The 15290-nt window shown below is 64.5% G+C and carries 14 protein-coding genes; 2 read left to right on the plus strand and 12 right to left on the minus strand.

Annotation, left to right across the window (positions count from 1 at the left end; all coding sequences use genetic code 11):
* The first annotated feature begins 32 nt into the window (after window positions 1-32).
* Both WMO64_RS03020 and wsfD read left to right on the plus strand, forming a co-directional pair.
* Window positions 33-1061: a threonine aldolase family protein gene (locus tag WMO64_RS03020; RefSeq protein ID WP_349230959.1), complete on the plus strand. Its 1029-nt coding sequence runs from the start codon at window positions 33-35 to the stop codon at window positions 1059-1061.
* Window positions 1062-1093: 32 nt separating this feature from the next.
* Window positions 1094-3328 carry a glycan biosynthesis hexose transferase WsfD gene (gene wsfD, locus WMO64_RS03025; protein WP_349230960.1) on the plus strand — a complete coding sequence of 745 codons (2235 nt, stop codon included), beginning with the start codon at window positions 1094-1096 and terminating at the stop codon, window positions 3326-3328.
* Between the two features lie 42 nt (window positions 3329-3370).
* On the opposite strand, the gene WMO64_RS03030 is transcribed toward wsfD, so the two are convergent.
* The 12 genes from WMO64_RS03030 to WMO64_RS03085 all read right to left on the minus strand — a co-directional run bounded on the left by WMO64_RS03030 (window position 3371) and on the right by WMO64_RS03085 (window position 15168).
* Window positions 3371-4735, minus strand: coding sequence for an MATE family efflux transporter (locus tag WMO64_RS03030; protein WP_349230961.1), 1365 nt, complete (start codon window positions 4733-4735; stop codon window positions 3371-3373).
* A 149-nt stretch (window positions 4736-4884) separates the two neighbouring features.
* Window positions 4885-5058, minus strand: a complete 174-nt coding sequence (locus tag WMO64_RS03035) for a hypothetical protein (protein ID WP_294520879.1) — start codon at window positions 5056-5058, stop codon at window positions 4885-4887.
* A 111-nt stretch (window positions 5059-5169) separates the two neighbouring features.
* Window positions 5170-5352 (minus strand): 30S ribosomal protein S21, encoded by a 183-nt coding sequence (rpsU, locus tag WMO64_RS03040; protein ID WP_294520882.1) that lies wholly within the window; start codon window positions 5350-5352, stop codon window positions 5170-5172.
* A gap of 168 nt (window positions 5353-5520) precedes the next feature.
* A complete protein-coding gene (locus WMO64_RS03045) occupies window positions 5521-5889 on the minus strand; it encodes a VOC family protein (protein ID WP_349230962.1) in 369 nt (122 codons plus the stop codon).
* Window positions 5890-5900: 11 nt separating this feature from the next.
* On the minus strand, window positions 5901-8327 hold the full coding sequence (gene leuS, locus WMO64_RS03050; protein WP_349230963.1) for a leucine--tRNA ligase: 2427 nt from the start codon (window positions 8325-8327) through the stop codon (window positions 5901-5903).
* A gap of 154 nt (window positions 8328-8481) precedes the next feature.
* A complete protein-coding gene (locus WMO64_RS03055; protein ID WP_349230964.1) occupies window positions 8482-9861 on the minus strand; it encodes a hypothetical protein in 1380 nt (459 codons plus the stop codon).
* Window positions 9854-10333 (minus strand): RNA polymerase sigma factor, encoded by a 480-nt coding sequence (locus WMO64_RS03060; RefSeq protein ID WP_294522265.1) that lies wholly within the window; start codon window positions 10331-10333, stop codon window positions 9854-9856. Before WMO64_RS03060 ends, WMO64_RS03055 begins: the two co-directional genes overlap by 8 nt.
* Before the next feature lie 129 nt (window positions 10334-10462).
* A complete protein-coding gene (gene yfcE / locus WMO64_RS03065) occupies window positions 10463-11005 on the minus strand; it encodes a phosphodiesterase (protein ID WP_349230965.1) in 543 nt (180 codons plus the stop codon).
* A 126-nt stretch (window positions 11006-11131) separates the two neighbouring features.
* Entirely contained in the window at window positions 11132-11923 is a 792-nt protein-coding gene (locus WMO64_RS03070) for a cell wall hydrolase (protein ID WP_294522271.1), read from the minus strand.
* A gap of 162 nt (window positions 11924-12085) precedes the next feature.
* Window positions 12086-13564, minus strand: a complete 1479-nt coding sequence (gene guaB / locus WMO64_RS03075) for an IMP dehydrogenase (protein ID WP_294522273.1) — start codon at window positions 13562-13564, stop codon at window positions 12086-12088.
* 158 nt (window positions 13565-13722) lie between these two features.
* Entirely contained in the window at window positions 13723-14466 is a 744-nt protein-coding gene (locus WMO64_RS03080; RefSeq protein WP_294522276.1) for an acyl-[acyl-carrier-protein] thioesterase, read from the minus strand.
* 84 nt (window positions 14467-14550) lie between these two features.
* The gene (locus WMO64_RS03085; protein WP_294522278.1) at window positions 14551-15168 is read right to left on the minus strand and encodes a hypothetical protein; all 618 of its coding nucleotides are present in this window, start codon (window positions 15166-15168) and stop codon (window positions 14551-14553) included.
* Between the last annotated feature and the right edge of the window lie 122 nt (window positions 15169-15290).

Raw genomic sequence — 15290 nt, forward strand, 5'->3', positions numbered from 1 at the left:
TGCGGCCCCTTTTCGTCTATGAGGTGACGCATATGTACAATTTCCGCAACGACTACTCCGAGGCCGCCCACCCCGCCGTCCTCTCCGCCATCGCCGCCCACAACGGCGAACACGTCATCGGCTACGGCGCCGACGACTACTGTGCCAGCGCCGCCCAGCTCATCAAAAACCTGTGCCGCTGCCCTGAGGCGGACGTCCAGTTCCTCATCGGCGGCACACAGACCAATTTCACCGCCATCGCCGCCTTCCTCCGCCCCTGGGAGGGGGTCATCTGCGCCCACACCGGCCACGTCAACGGCCACGAGGGCGGCGCGGTGGAGGCCACCGGCCACAAGCTGCTCCAGGCCCACGCCGCCCCCGACGGCAAGCTGACCCCGGAGCTCATCCTCCCGCTGGTGGAGGAGGGCCGCAACGAGCACGTGGTGCTGCCCAGGCTGGTCTACATCTCGGACGCCACCGAGAACGGCGTGGTGTACACCCTGGCCGAGCTGGAGGCCCTCTCCGCCTGCTGCAGGGCCAACAACCTTCTCCTGTTCCTGGACGGTGCCCGGCTGGGGGCCGCCTTCGGCGCGGCGGAGAACGACGTGACCCTCCCCGACCTGGCCCGCCTCACCGACGCGTTCTACATCGGTGGCACCAAGAACGGCGCCCTCATGGGCGAGGCCCTGGTCATCGTCAACCCGGCCCTTCAGGAGGGCTTCTTCCGCATCAAGAAGCAGCGGGGCGCGGTGCTGGCCAAGGGCTGGCTGCTGGGCCTCCAGTTCCAGACCCTGCTGGAGGACGGGCTCTACTGGACCATCGCCCGCCACGCGGTGGACATGGCCCAGGCCCTCCAGTCCGGCCTGGAGGCCATGGGCATTCCCATGGCCCCCCGCTCGGCCTCCAACATGGTGTTCCCCGTGGTGCCCGACAGCCTGCTCCCCGTGCTGGACGCTCTGTGCGCCTATGAGGTGTGGACCCGCCAGGATGAGCGCCACACGGTCATCCGGCTGGTCACCTCCTTCGCCACCCAGGCCGCCGACGTGGAGGGCTTCCTCTCCGACCTGAAGGCGGCCCTGTGACCCCACCATCCCCATTTTCCGTGAGGTGACCTATGAACAGACAGCCTTCCGCCCTCCGGGCGGCCCAATTCTACGACCGGTTCGGCCCCCTCCTGCTGGCCGCCCTGGCCGCCGTCATTATGGCCCTGGTGCTCTTCGCCGGCGGCGGGGCGGGATTGTCCAACAACGGGGACTTCGGCCGGGTGATGAGCACCAATTCCCTGGACTACGCGGAGAGCACCGGCTCCTTTGTGTACGAGGACACCTTCCGCATGGTCTTTCAGGGGGATTCCGCCGGGGCAAAGCTGTGGAACCTGCTCTTCAATCTGGACAACACCGCCGCCTACCCCTCCATCCATCTGGTGTTCGTCCGGGCCTCCCTGGCGGGCAACCTGGCCCTCAACGCCCTCACCGGCCAGAGCCTGGACACCTACCACATCCAGGTGCTGGGCCTCATCTACCTGCTGTGCTACGCCGGGCTGCTGCTCCTGCTGTTCCGCTCCTTCCGGCTGCCCTCCCTGTGGTGCGACCTGCTGGTGAAGCTGGCCGTCCTCTTCGTCCTGTGCGACGAGGGGTATATCACCTACTTCAACTCCCTGTACAGCGAGCCGGTGCAGATGCTGGGCCTGCTGGCCATGGCGGTGTTCGGCCTGCGGCTGCTGACCCGCCGGGGCAGCCTAGGCTGGAATGCCGGGTGGTACTTCCTCGCCTGCGTGGTGTACGGCTGGAGCAAGTTCATCAACCTGCCGGTGGCCGCTCTGTGCGCCCTGGGCATGGGCGCGGTCCTCTTCCTCCGCTCGGAGAAGAAGCACCGGAAGTGGCTGTGCGGCGGCGCTGTGGCCTGCGTGGCGGTGCTGGGGACGGTGTACCTCTCCCTTCCCGGCTGGATGGACTATGAGACCAACTACAACGCTGTGTTCTACGGTGTCCTCAAGGACACCACCCCGGAGCAGACCGATCAGTACCTCTCCGACCTGGGGCTTCCGGATTACATGGCGGAATACGCCAACTCCAACTACTACATGGACCGGGTGGCCCCCGCCCGGGAGAGCGAGCAGTTCAAGGCGGACTTCTCCCAGGTGTCCAAGTTCGACCTGCTGTTCTTCTACCTCTCCCACCCGGGCTACTACCTGGAGAAGCTGGACGTGGCCATGGCCCACACCGGCTTTATCCGGCCCTACTACCTCTCCAACCTGGACGCCACCCACCCCAGGCTCACCTTTGCCGGCCGCTTCGGCGGCTGGAGCTGGCTGCGGGGCCAGCTGCCCGTCAACACCTGGCTGGCCGCTGGGCTCATCACGGCGGCGGGCTGCTGGGCCCTGTGGCGGGCCGTGGCGGGCCGAAAGAGTGCGGGCAAGGACAAGCTCTCCGCCGCCCTCCTGGCGCTCACCGTGCTGGGCTCCATGGCCTACCAGTTCCTGATGCCCACGGTCACCAACGGCGAGGGGGACCTGGCCAAGCACATGTTCGCCTTCGCCCAGTTCATCGACCTGCTGCTCCTCTTGGTGCTGGCCTGGCTGGGGTACCGGCTTTCCACGGCAGAGCGGGTGCTCCGCCCCGCCGCCGTGCTGGCGGGGAGCACCGCCGGTGTGCTCCTCCTGCTGCTGGCCGTGCCCGCCGGCATCTCCCTGATACGGGCACAGCTGCCCCACAACACCCTGGAGACCGGCGCCTACGTCCAGCTGGGCGCCTGGGAGGGAAAGCCCCTTCTGTGGCAGGCCGCGGAACAGCAGGAGGACGGCACCTGGCTGCTCCTGGCGGCGGAGCCGGTGGACCAACGGGCCTTTGACCAGGACGGGGACTTCGGCAGCAGCCGTTGGAGCGACTCCGACCTGCGGGCGTGGCTCAACGGGGACTTCCTCACCGCAGCCTTTGACCAGTCGGAGCGGGAGATGCTGGCGACGGGCAGCCATCGGGTGCTGCTGTCCATCACGGATCGGGACCTGGCCGACTCCGGCTTCAACGACTTCTTCGCCTTCCACGTGCCGGCCTACAGCGACCGGGGCATGGAGGAGGCGGTGGCCATGGACTGCACCGACACCGTCCGCCTGCCCGACATCGGCCTGATGGCCTCCCTGTCCCGGCAGGGGCTGCTCTCCGGCGCCCCCTGCTGGATGGACACCCCCTATTTCAACAACGGCTCCATGGTGCGCATCCTGGGGACCGACGGGTACTTCTACATGCGGGACGCCGCCGACACCTGGGGCGTCCGTCCGGTGATCGCCCTGGATGCCGCGGGATTCGCCGGCTCCGGCAGCGTGGGAGACCCCTTTGTGCCCACCACGTAAAAAGGACTGCCTGTCTTTTGCGACAGGCAGTCCTTTTATCTTTTAGTTTGCCAGCAGGCGCTTGTTCACCCAGGCGCGGCTGTGCCAGCGCCAGAGGAAAAGCCCGGCCCGGATACACTCGTCCGCCGCCATGGCGATCCACAGGCCCGCCAGACCCATGTCGAACACCACGCCCAGCAGCCAGCTGCCGCCCACGCCCACGATCCAGGCGTCGATGACGCAGATGCTGATGGGGAACCGGATATCCCCGCAGGCCTGGAGGGCCCGGCACATGGTCATGTTCACCGCCCGGCCCAGCTCCAGGGGGATCTCGATGAGCATGATGGTCTTGGCCAGGGTCAGCACCTGGGGGTCGGTGGTGAAGAGGCTGTAGACCGGCTCGCAGACCAGGAACAGCAGCACCGACACCGCCCCTGAGATCACCAGGGAGAAGAGTACGGTGCGGTGCACCTGGCGGTTGGTCTCCTCCACCTGCTCCGCGCCCATGAGCCGGGCGGCCACCACCTGGCAGGCCTGGCTCATGGCCGAGCCGAACATGTAGGTGACGTTGGCGAAGATGTTGGCGTACACACGGGTGTTCACCACGTAGGTGGCAAAGCGGTTGCACACGGTCTGAATGCAGATCTGGGACATATTGTAGCTCACCGACTCGCCGCCGGCGGGCACGCCGATGCGGAGCAGCCGCCGCAGCTGGTCCTTGGGGAAGGGCCGCAGCTGGGAGAACCGGATCACCGGGCCGAACTTCTTCCAGAAGAGCAGGGCGATGATGATGACGCCCACCAGGCGGCTCAGGCCGCTGGAGATGGCCGCGCCGGCGATGCCCAGTGCGGGCAGGGGACCCACGCCGTTGATGAGGATGTAGTTGCCCACGATGTTCAGGCAGTTCATGAACACGGAGATGACCATGGTCTCCTTCATCATCTGGCTGGAGCGAAAGAAGGCGGTGAAGGTCAGGTATACCGACTGGAACACCATGCCCGCGCCGATGATGCGCATATAGAGGCAGGTCTTCTCAAAAATCTCCTCATGGACGCCCATGAGCCGGAAGATGGGTCCGCAGCCCAGCACCAGGATCAGGCTCACCGCCACGCCGAAGACGATATTGGTGAACAGGGAGACCGTATAGGTCTCGTTGACGCTCCTGGTGTCCCGGGCGCCGATATACTGGGAGATCAGGATCATGGAGGCGGTACACACCACGGAGAACACCAGCAGCAGCAGGTTGGTCACCTGGTTGGCGTTGCCGATGGCGCCCACGCCGTTGGGGTCCACCCAGCCCACCATGATCTGGTCCGCGTTGCCCACCAGCATCTGGAGCAGCAGCTCCACAAAAATCGGGCCGGTCAGCAGGAGGATGTTGTTCTCCCGTCCGGCAGATTCTCTCTTCTTTACTATCGTCTTTTCCATCACACACCTGGCTCTCTGCTGAATTCTGAATACACACATAGACTATGGGGAAAGTCCCAAAAGGAACTTTCCCCATTATAGAGCACAGGCAAAAATTTTCAATTGTCAATTCCTACGCATTTGGGGAAGTCCTGGCCCGTCCTTTCTATTCATTCCGGCCCACAGAACCGTTCCGCGCATGCCTCCAGCGTTGCAAAGGAGTTCACCATCTGGTAGCGGGGGCGGATGCGGTCCTGAAGATAGCTGGGCAGCCGCTCGAAGTACTCCTCCGCCCCGGGTTCGTGGCGGAAGAGGGCGTACATGTCGTTGTATTCCCGCCGCATACTGCATCACCTCCCCCACAGTGTGCGCAGATGAGGGAGGATTGATACGCCGCGTTTCCGGCCCGGGGCAGCAAAAACCCCGCAGCCTTCCGGCTGCGGGGTTTTATATTCTTAGTAGAACTTCTTGCGGTTCTTGCGCGCGGCCTCAGACTTCTTGCGGCGCTTGACGCTCGGACTCTCATAGCACTCGCGCTTACGCACCTCGGCCAGGACGCCCGACTTGGCGCAGCTGCGCTTAAAACGCTTCAGGGCGTTCTCCAGGGACTCGCCCTCTTTCACACGGACTTCCGACATTGATTTCCCCTCCCTCCGACGCGGCAGACCTGTCTGCCGTGAAAGGGCCACAGGCATAGGCGGTTTCGCCTAGATATGGCTTTAACAGTAGTATTATATGAAAAATTCAGCGTCTTGTCAAGGGAATCTTTTAAAGGGAAAAAATTTCCTTGATGTGGCCCTGGACGCTTACCGCTCCTGGAAGAACTCCAGCTCCTCCCCTACCGGTCCGGCACAGAAGGCGATGCGGATGGGATAGTCCCCGCCCAGGTTCCGGTCCCCGGGCTCCACCAGCACCGGGCAGCCTGCGGCCCGCACCCGGACGATCATCCCGTCCACGTCATCGGTGGCAAAGGCGATGTGGGCGAACAAGCCCCGCTGCTCCTCCCCGCCGTTGGCCGTCACCTCCAGCAGGGTGTTGCCCAGGTCCAGCATGGCGCCCTGGCCGTCCCCCTGGCCCCACCGGCGGACCAGCGGGCAGGAGAGCACGTTCTGATAGAAGTCCAGCACCTGCTCAAAGGCCCCGGCCCCCGGGGCCCTGAGGGAGATGTGATGCACGCCTCTCATCATCACTTGGCAATCAGGTTGACCAGCTTGTTGGGCACCAGGATGGTCTTGACCAGGTTCTTGCCCTCGGTGAACTTCTGGACCTTGGGGTCCTTCATGGCCTCGGCCACCACAGTGGCCTCGTCGCTGTCCATGGGCACGGTGATGGTGGCGCGGAGCTTGCCGCACACCTGGACGGCCATCTGCACCTGGGCGTCGATGGTCTTGCTCTCGTCGTAGGCGGGCCAGGACTGCTGGCAGGCCATGCCGCCCCGCTGGGCGGCGTAGCCCAGGGTCTCCCACAGCTCCTCCACCATGTGGGGCGCGAAGGGGGACAGCATGAGCAGCAGGGCGGCGTAGTCGCCCTTGGAGCAGCCGTTGGCGTAGAAGTCGTTGACCAGGGCCATGAGGGCAGCGATGGCGGTGTTGAACTTCATGGCCTCGATGTCGTCGGACACCTTCTTGATGGTCTTGTGGATGGCGCTCTCATTGGCGGCGGAGTAGCCCTCCCCGTCGGTGAGCTGCTCGGACAGGTTCCAGACGCGGTCCAGGAAGCGCTTGCAGCCCTTGACTGCGTTGTCGCTCCAGGAGGCGGCCTTCTCAAAGTCGCCGATGAACATGATATAGGTGCGCATGGTGTCCGCGCCGTACTGGGCCACCACGTCGTTGGGGTTGACCACGTTGCCCCGGCTCTTGGACATCTTCTCGCCGCCCTCACCCAGGATCATGCCGTGGGAGGTGCGCTTCTGGTAGGGCTCCTTGGTGGGCACCACGCCGATGTCATAGAGGAACTTGTGCCAGAACCGGCTGTACAGCAGGTGGAGGGTGGTGTGCTCCATGCCGCCGTTGTACCAGTCCACGGGGCTCCAGTACGCCAGGGCCTCCTTGGAGGCCAGGGCCTTGTCGTTGTGGGGGTCCATATACCGCAGGAAGTACCAGCTGGAGCCGGCCCACTGGGGCATGGTGTCGGTCTCACGCTTGGCGGGGCCGCCGCAGTGGGGGCAGGTGGTGTTGACCCAGTCGGTCATCTTGCTCAGGGGGGACTCGCCGTCGTCGGTGGGCTCGTAGGAGTCCACGTCGGGCAGGAGCAGGGGCAGCTGGTCCTCGGGCAGGGGCTGCCAGCCGCACTTCTCGCAGTACACCATGGGGATGGGCTCGCCCCAGTACCGCTGGCGGGAGAACACCCAGTCCCGGAGCTTGAAGTTGACCTTGGCGTGGCCGATGCCCTTCTCCTCCAGCCACTTGGTGATGACGGGGATGGCGTCCTTGACGGTCAGGCCGTTGAGGAAGTCGGAGTTGACCAGGATGCCGGTCTCGTCCTTGGCGGTGAAGGCGGCCTTCTGCACGTCCTCGCCGCCGGAGACCACCTCGATGATCTCACAGCCGAACTTCTTGGCAAACTCCCAGTCGCGGTCGTCGTGGGCAGGCACGGCCATGATGGCGCCGGTGCCGTAGGTGGAGAGCACGTAGTCGGAGATGAAGATGGGGATCTCCTTGCCGTTGACCGGGTTGACGCCCTTCACGCCGTCCAGGCACACGCCGGTCTTCTCCTTGTTCAGCTCGGTGCGCTCCAGGTCGGACTTGGAGGCGGCGGCACGCTGATAGGCCTTCACCTCGTCGGCGTTCTTCAGGATGCCCTTCTCCAGCCAGTTCTTCACCAGCTCGTGCTCGGGAGAGAGGACCATATAGGTGGCGCCGAAGAGGGTGTCGGGCCGGGTGGTGTACACCACGATGTCGGCGCCGGTGGTGGCCTTGAAGGTGACCTCGGCGCCGGTGGAGCGGCCGATCCAGTTCTTCTGCTGGATCTTCACCCGCTCAATGAAGTCCAGGTCGTCCAGGTCGTCGATGAGGCGCTGGGCGTACTCGGTGATCTTGAGCATCCACTGGCTCTTCTCCTTGCGGATGACGGGGGAGCCGCAGCGCTCACACACGCCCTCCACAACCTCCTCGTTGGCCAGCACGCACTTGCAGGAGGTGCACCAGTTGACGGGCATGGTGGTCTTGTAGGCCAGGCCGTGCTTGTACAGCTGGAGGAAGATCCACTGGGTCCACTTGTAGTAGCTGGGGTCGGTGGTGTTGATGACCCGGTCCCAGTCAAAGGAGTAGCCCAGCATGTGCAGCTGCTTGGTGAAGTTGGCAATGTTGTCGTGGGTCACCTTGGCCGGGTGGATGTGGTTCTTGATGGCGTAGTTCTCGGTGGGCAGGCCGAAGGCGTCGTAGCCCATGGGGAAGAGCACGTTGTACCCGTCCATGCGGCGCTTGCGGGCCACCACGTCCATGGCGGTGTAGGGCCGGGTGTGGCCCACGTGGAGGCCCTGACCGGAGGGATAGGGGAACTCGACCAGGGCATAGAACTTGGGCTTGTCGCTGTGGTTCTCACAGTGGAAGGTCTTCTCCTCCGCCCATTTCTTCTGCCACTTGGGCTCGATGCTGGCAAAATCGTACTTCAAATCTCTCACGCTTTCCTGTGATATCATAGCAGACCGCAGCGGTCTTGGTTCAATCTGTCATATTATACTGGAAAAGTGACCGGATTTCAAGGGGTTCCGCAGGAAAGAGGGGCGCCCGCCGGAGATCCGGCGGGCGCCCCTCGCTGTTTTTTCTTCACTTTGTCAGTGGGAGCAGGACGCCTGTCCCCTCTTGCGGCACATAGTGTTCCTCGTACAGCTCCAACCCGGCCAGCCCCTCCGTCTGGGCCTGTGCGGCCTCGTCCAGGGACCAGGTGATGGTGACGCTGCCGTCCCGCCAGTCGGTGTAGCTGTTCTGGTAGACGTCGGGGGCCCCGTCGCCGTAAAACAGCTTCTCCCCCGCACCGTCCAGGAAGTAGGCGATACTGCCGCAGTAACCGGTGTTGCCCACTGCGCCGTCCGGCTCCAGCCGGAGGGCCATCTGTCCCTCCTCCACCGTGAAGGACGCGAAGGTGTAACCGCCCTCCCCCTGCCAGGGCAGGTCCTCCAGGCCCACGGTGACAAATCCGCCTTCCAGCTCCGCCGGCAGCAGCTCCAGGGTCTTCGGGTCCTCCAGGCCGTAGAGGATATAGGACTCCTCCCAGGCGGCGCCGTCCTCCGTTGCCTCCGAGGTCAGCACGTCGTAGGGGTAGTACCTGCCGTCCTCATCCCGGACCACAAACCAGCCCAGGCCGCCCCACAGGTCCGGCTCCGCCCGGTATTCCTCGGGCACCGTCACCCGGGCCCGCAGCACCGTGCCCAGGGGGGAGACGGTGACGCTCAGGGCCTCCACCTGCCGCTCCCCCAGCGCCGCCGGGGCGGCGAGCATGTCAGTATGCCCCTCCATAGGCTCAGCCGTCAGGGTAAAGCTCCACTGCCCGGCCTCCCCCCGGTCGGATACGCCGTCCCAGTCCCCCAGGGGGGCCTCCGCCTTCAGGGTGACGGTCTCCCCGTCCGCCAGGGCCCCGGCCCGGTTCAGGGGCAGCCGGGCCATGCCCACCAGGGTGTTGGCGTCCAGCAGATACTGCTGGCCGTCCTGCCCGCCGGTCAGCGTCTCCCCGTCCGCCTCCAGGGTAAAGCCGGGCTCCAGGCCCATGGCCTGCCAGAGGTCGGGCGCGTCCGACGAGATGGGCAGATGCTCCCGCTGGGACCAGGCCTCCATAGGCTCCGCCGTCCGGAGGGTGTAGAACACGGTGCAGAAATTCTCGTCCATGGCCGTGTACTCGATGGTCAGGGTGTCCTCGCTGTCCGCTGTGTCGGGCAGGTCCACCCGCTGAGCGTATTCCTCATAGAAGGCCGCCTGGCCCAGGAACTGGTACTCCTCCCTGCCCTTCAGGAAGTCCAATGCGCCGGTGACATAGGCCAGGGCGGACACGGCCAGCACGGCGCACACCGCCGCAGCTGCCAGAGCGGTCCGTCCCGCCCGGCCTGCTCGGGGCGCTCTGGCCGTTCCGGTCATCATGTCCACCAGCTTCTCCTTCTGCTCCTCCGTCAGGGCCACGGCGTCCATTTCCCTGTGGTATTCCCGTTCAAGCATGCTCCTCATCCTCCTTCAGCATGTCCCGCAGCATCCCTCTTGCCCGGCTCAGCCGGGTGCGGACCGCGCCTTCCCGCAGCCCCAGAATTTTTGCGATCTCCTCCACCGGCAGGTCCTCGTAGTAGAAGAGATGCACCGGCGCCCGGTACTGCTCCGGCAGGGCCAGCACCGCCTCCAGCACGTCCCCCCGCTCCCCATCCGGCGCGGCGGCGTTGGCCGCCTCCTCCAGGGGCAGGTCCCGCCTGCGCCACGGCCTGCGGAACAGGCTCCGGGTGCAGTTCATAGCCACGTGGAGCAGCCAGGCCCGGCAGTGGGCCTCGTCCCGGAACACAGGCGCCGCCCGCACCAGCCGGAGAAAGGTCTCCTGGGTGATGTCCTCGGCGTCCTCCCGGCTGCCGGTGCGGGCGTAGGCCAGCCGGTACACCGCCTGGCTGTGGGCCTCCACCAGCCGCGCCGCCTCTTCCCGCTCCATGCTCATCGCCTCCTTCTTCCGTTCTGCCTATTACACGCGGCATCTCCACGGATTGTTACAGACAGCACAAAAATTCCCGGCAGAGTGTTTTTTCAACGCTCTGCCGGGAACATATGCCCGCTGTGGAGTTTACAGGCTGAGGGTGTGGTAGACCTGGCCGGACAGGTTCTTCCACTGGAAGGTGGTCCCGTCGAAGGTCATGTACCCTCTCTCGCTCCCCTCCTTGGGGATGGACACCGAGCCGGGGTTGAGGTACAGGTTCTCCCCCACCCTCTCCCAGGCGGGGATGTGGGTGTGGCCGTGGAGCAGGATATCCCCGGGCTGAAGGGGCGGCATGGCGCTTTTGTTGTGGTGGTGTCCGTGGGTGGCGAAAATCATCCGCTCACCCGCCCACAATATGGCGTAGTCGGCCAGGACGGGGAATTCCAGCACCATCTGGTCCACCTCTGCCTCACAGTTGCCCCGGACGCACAGCAGACGGCTCTTACGCTCGTTCAGCAGGGCGATGACCTCCTTGGGGGCGTACTGGTCGGGCAGGTCGTTCCGGGGGCCGTGGTAGAGCAAATCCCCCAGCAGCAGCAGGCGGTCCGCGCCCTCCCGGTCAAAGGCGGCCAGCAGGTCCCGGCAGTACCGGGCGGAGCCGTGGATATCCGAGGCGATCATCAGGTTCATGTCTGTTCTCCTTCTCCGGCGCGTCCGCCGGGCACAGTTTCATCGTTCAGTCAAAGAAGTACCATGTTCCCGCCTGAAAGTCAAGGACGAAAAAACAGCGGCCTCCTGTGGGAGGCCGCTGTGATATCAACCGTAGAAGGAATGTCCGCCGATGGTGACGATGTGGCTCTTGTTGAGAGAGGCCCAGCAGGAGATGCCCGCGCCGTTGAACCAGTAGGCGCCGGGAGCCTCCATGGCGCCCTCCAGGCAGAGCTTGGCGGCCAGGATGGACTCGCTGTTGGGCTCGCAGTTGGTGGCGCCGGGGAACTGGTTGGGCTGGCTGAGCACTTCCTTCACCGTGTTGGGGAAGGAGGGGCTGGCCACCCGGTTGAGGATCACGTTGCCCACGGCGATCTTGCCCTCCAGGGGCTGGTTGCCGCTCTCGTGGGTGATGACCCGGGCCAGCAGGTCCACGGTCTCGGCGTCGTAGTAGGTGCTGCCCGAGGCCAGAGGGGTACCGGCGGAGGTGTAGGTCACGGAGCCGTCCCAGCCGATGGCCGCGCCCAGGGCGGTGGCCAGCACCCGGGTGGGCACCAGGGTATCGCCGGTGTCGTCCACCTTCACGCCGTCGGGGATGTACAGGTACCGGTCGTTGATGACCAGGAAGTTGGTGCCGATGCGGGCATACATGGTGAAGTCGTCCGCCCGGGCCACCAGCTGGTTGTTCTCCCAGGTAATGACCGCGTCGGGCCGGAGGGCCAGGGTGACGCCGTAGAAGGAGGTGTAGGTGGTATCACCGTACAGGGTGGCGTGGAAATTGGTCTGCTCCACGCCGTTCACCACCACGGGGGCGGTGGTATTCTCTGCCGCCAGCGCATGACCGCTGAGGCTGATCGTCAGTGCAAGTCCGAGTAAGGCGCAGGAAAAACGCTTCTTCATGTGTCCACTCCTCAAACCCGTTTCCGTTCGGAAACTTTTTGTTACCATATTGTAACCTATCTGTTTCCAAATTGCAAGAGTTTTCTTTGGCGTCTCCTGTCGCTTCCTCAAAAAGTGCGCAAAAGTGCCCGTACCTGTCCGGTACGGGCACTTTTAAACAGCTTAGTGCTGGGCGTTGATGGTGTAGTTGGGAGCCTCTTTGGTGATATACACGTCGTGGGGGTGGCTCTCGCGGAGACCGGCGGCGGTGATCTGGATGAACTGGGCCTTCTTCTGCAGCTCAGACACGGTGCCGCAGCCGCAGTAGCCCATACCGGCCCGCAGGCCGCCCATCATCTGATAGATGGTGTCGGAGGTAGATCCCTTGTAGGGCACGCGGCCTTCCACGCCTTCGGGGACCAGCTTCTTGTTGTTCTGCTGGAAGTAACGGTCTCTGGAGCCCTTGGCCATGGCGCCCAGGGAGCCCATGCCGCGGTAGACCTTGAACTGGCGGCCCTGGTAGACCTCGGTGTCCCCGGGGGACTCCTCGCAGCCGGCCAGCAGGGAGCCCAGCATGACCACGTTGGCGCCGGCGGCAATGGCCTTGGCGATGTCGCCGGAGTACTTCACGCCGCCGTCGGCGATGATGGGAATGCCGTACTTGTCAGCCACGCAGGCGGCGTCGTACACGGCGGTGATCTGGGGCACGCCGATACCGGCCACCACGCGGGTGGTGCAGATGGAGCCGGGGCCGATGCCCACCTTCACGCAGTCGGCGCCGGCCTCGATGAGGGCCTTGGTGCCCTCGGCGGTGGCCACGTTGCCGGCGATGAGCTGCACGTCGGGGTACAGGGCCTTGATGCGCTTGACGCACTCCAGGATATTGTGGCTGTGGCCGTGGGCGGAGTCCAGGCACAGCACGTCGGCGCCGGCCTCCACCAGGGCGGCCACACGGTCCAGCACGTCGTTGGTCACGCCGATGGCGGCGCCCACCAGCAGGCGGCCCTTGGCGTCACGGGCGGAGTTGGGGTACACCGTGGCCTTCTCGATGTCCTTGATGGTGATGAGGCCCTTGAGGCGGAACTCGTCGTCCACCAGGGGGAGCTTCTCGATCTTGTGCTTGCGGAGGATCTCCTTGGCCTCCTCCAGGGTGATGCCCTCCTTGGCGGTGACCAGGTTTTCCTTGGTCATCACGTTGTCGATGAGCTGGGACATGTCCACCTCGAACTTCATGTCCCGGTTGGTGATGATGCCGATGAGCTTTCCGTTGTCGCAGATGGGCACGCCGGAGATGCGGTACTTGGCCATCAGCTCATCCGCCTCGGCCAGGGTGTGGCCGGGAGCCAGCCAGAAGGGGTTGGTGATAACGCCGTTCTCGCTGCGCTTGACCATGTCCACCTGCTCGGCCTGAGCGCCGATGGACATATTCTTGTGGATAATGCCGATGCCGCCCTCACGGGCAATGGCGATGGCCATGCGGTACTCGGTGACGGTATCCATGGCGGCGCTCATGAGAGGGATATTCAGCTGAATCTTCTTGGTAAGCTGGGTGTGCAGGTCGATGTCGGCGGGGAGCACGTCGCTGGCCGCGGGGACCAGCAGCACGTCGTCGAAGGTCAGGCCCTGCTTGGTAAACTTCTGTCGCTCATCGGTATTGACCATATCGCATCTCCTTTATCTTTTCCAGTGAATTTTCACTCGGTATACGGGATAAAACTCCATGCGCATGAAGTCTGGAACTGCAAATGGACACTTGTCCCATCCGAATAAATTTTTCCTATTTTACGGCGTACGAACCGTCTTGTCAAGAGGCGGTCCGTTCATTCTTGCAGGTTGGCCAAAGTGAGGGCTGCATCGAAGCGGATTTTGCCCTCTTCGCCCATACCCTGGACCAACTTTCTCTCTTCCGCCTGGCCGGTGAACAGGTCGATGGCCTCGCCGGGGCGGCACTCGGCCAGGTAGCACAGCTGGAGCTCAGACACATACTGCCCGCTGGCCATCCGCTCCAGATGGAGGGCGTCGCAGGCGAAGTCGGCGTAGCGCACGTTGTTGACATGGCCGTTGATGTCGGCGTCGCTGTAGTGGAGTGTGCGGTGCTCGGCCAGGGTCAGGTCCCCGGGCATCCGCAGGCTGGTCAGCCGCCTGTCCTTGCACAGCGCGCCGCCGTCGGTGCCCGCGAACTCCTCCACGTTGCTCAGCCGGAACAGCTTGTGGGTGTCCAGGTCGGCCAGCACCCAGGAGGACACCGCCTCCCCCACCGGCTCCCCCTTCACAAAGAGGTCAAAGTCCCGGTACATGGCGGCGCCGTGGGCGCCCCGGTGCCAGGTGCGCACCGTCACCGGCTCGCTCCAGTGGAGGGGCCGGGAGAGCCGGTACCAGATGCGGGAGAGCATCCAGAACACGTTGTACCGGTCGATCATCTCGTCCCGGGACACGTGGAGCTCCACCGCCGCCGAGGTGGCCGCCTCCTGGAGGATGCCCAGCAGGGCCGAAGGCCGGCACTGGTCAAAGGGGTCTACGTCCCGGGAGTCCACAGGGTAGGTATTTTCATAGTAAACGCTCAAGATCGTTCTTCCTTTCCCGGTATGCCCAGGCTGCCGGAGTCCTCTCCGGCAGTCCGCCCTGTCCTGGGGGGACAGGGCCCGTCCTCAGCGCCCGCTGTGGGCGCCGTGGATCACAATGGTGTTCTTGCAGCAGATGTCGTCGATGTCCGAGGCGGTGGCGGCGGGGATGCGCATGGCCGCGCCGCAGTCGGCGCAGAACAGGTCGATGGAGCTGTAGTTCACCTGCATCTTCCACCGCTTGGAGCCGCAGGCGCAGGAGATGCCGCCCCGGGCGGCGATGTCCTTGAGCTCGGAGAGCACCTCGTGCATCACCAGCTCGTCCAGGAAGGTCCCCTTCTCCCCCGCGTCGCGCTCCACCTTGTCCACCGCCTCCTCCAGGCGGCGCACGGCGGCAAACACCGGCCCCTCCTCTCCCACGTAGCAGCAGTCCAGGCCGGACGCAGCGCAGGAGAAGGCCAGCGCCTTCTCGTGGAGAAAGGCCCTGGCGGAACAGGTGACGGTGTGCTCGGTCTGACAGAACAGGCAGGGCACGGTCAGCTTCACCCGGTCCCCCATCATCTCCACCCGGAGGGCGGACTTGCCGCAGGGACAGGGCAGCTCATTGGCCGAGGCGGCCAGCTGAAAGACGCTGCGCTCCACGATCACGCTCTGCCGGCAGGAGGGGCAGATGTAGGCCAGCGTCCGTTTGCTCTCTTGTTCCATGAAAAAAATCCCTCATTTCGCCGCCGGAGACAGCAATGCCGTCTCTGCGAACAGATAATAGCATTATACCGCAAATACCGCCGTTTGACCAGCACATCCGCCGACAAAATGTACCCTTATAT

Source organism: Pseudoflavonifractor intestinihominis (genome assembly GCF_040096055.1).
GTDB lineage: Bacteria > Bacillota > Clostridia > Oscillospirales > Oscillospiraceae > Pseudoflavonifractor > Pseudoflavonifractor intestinihominis.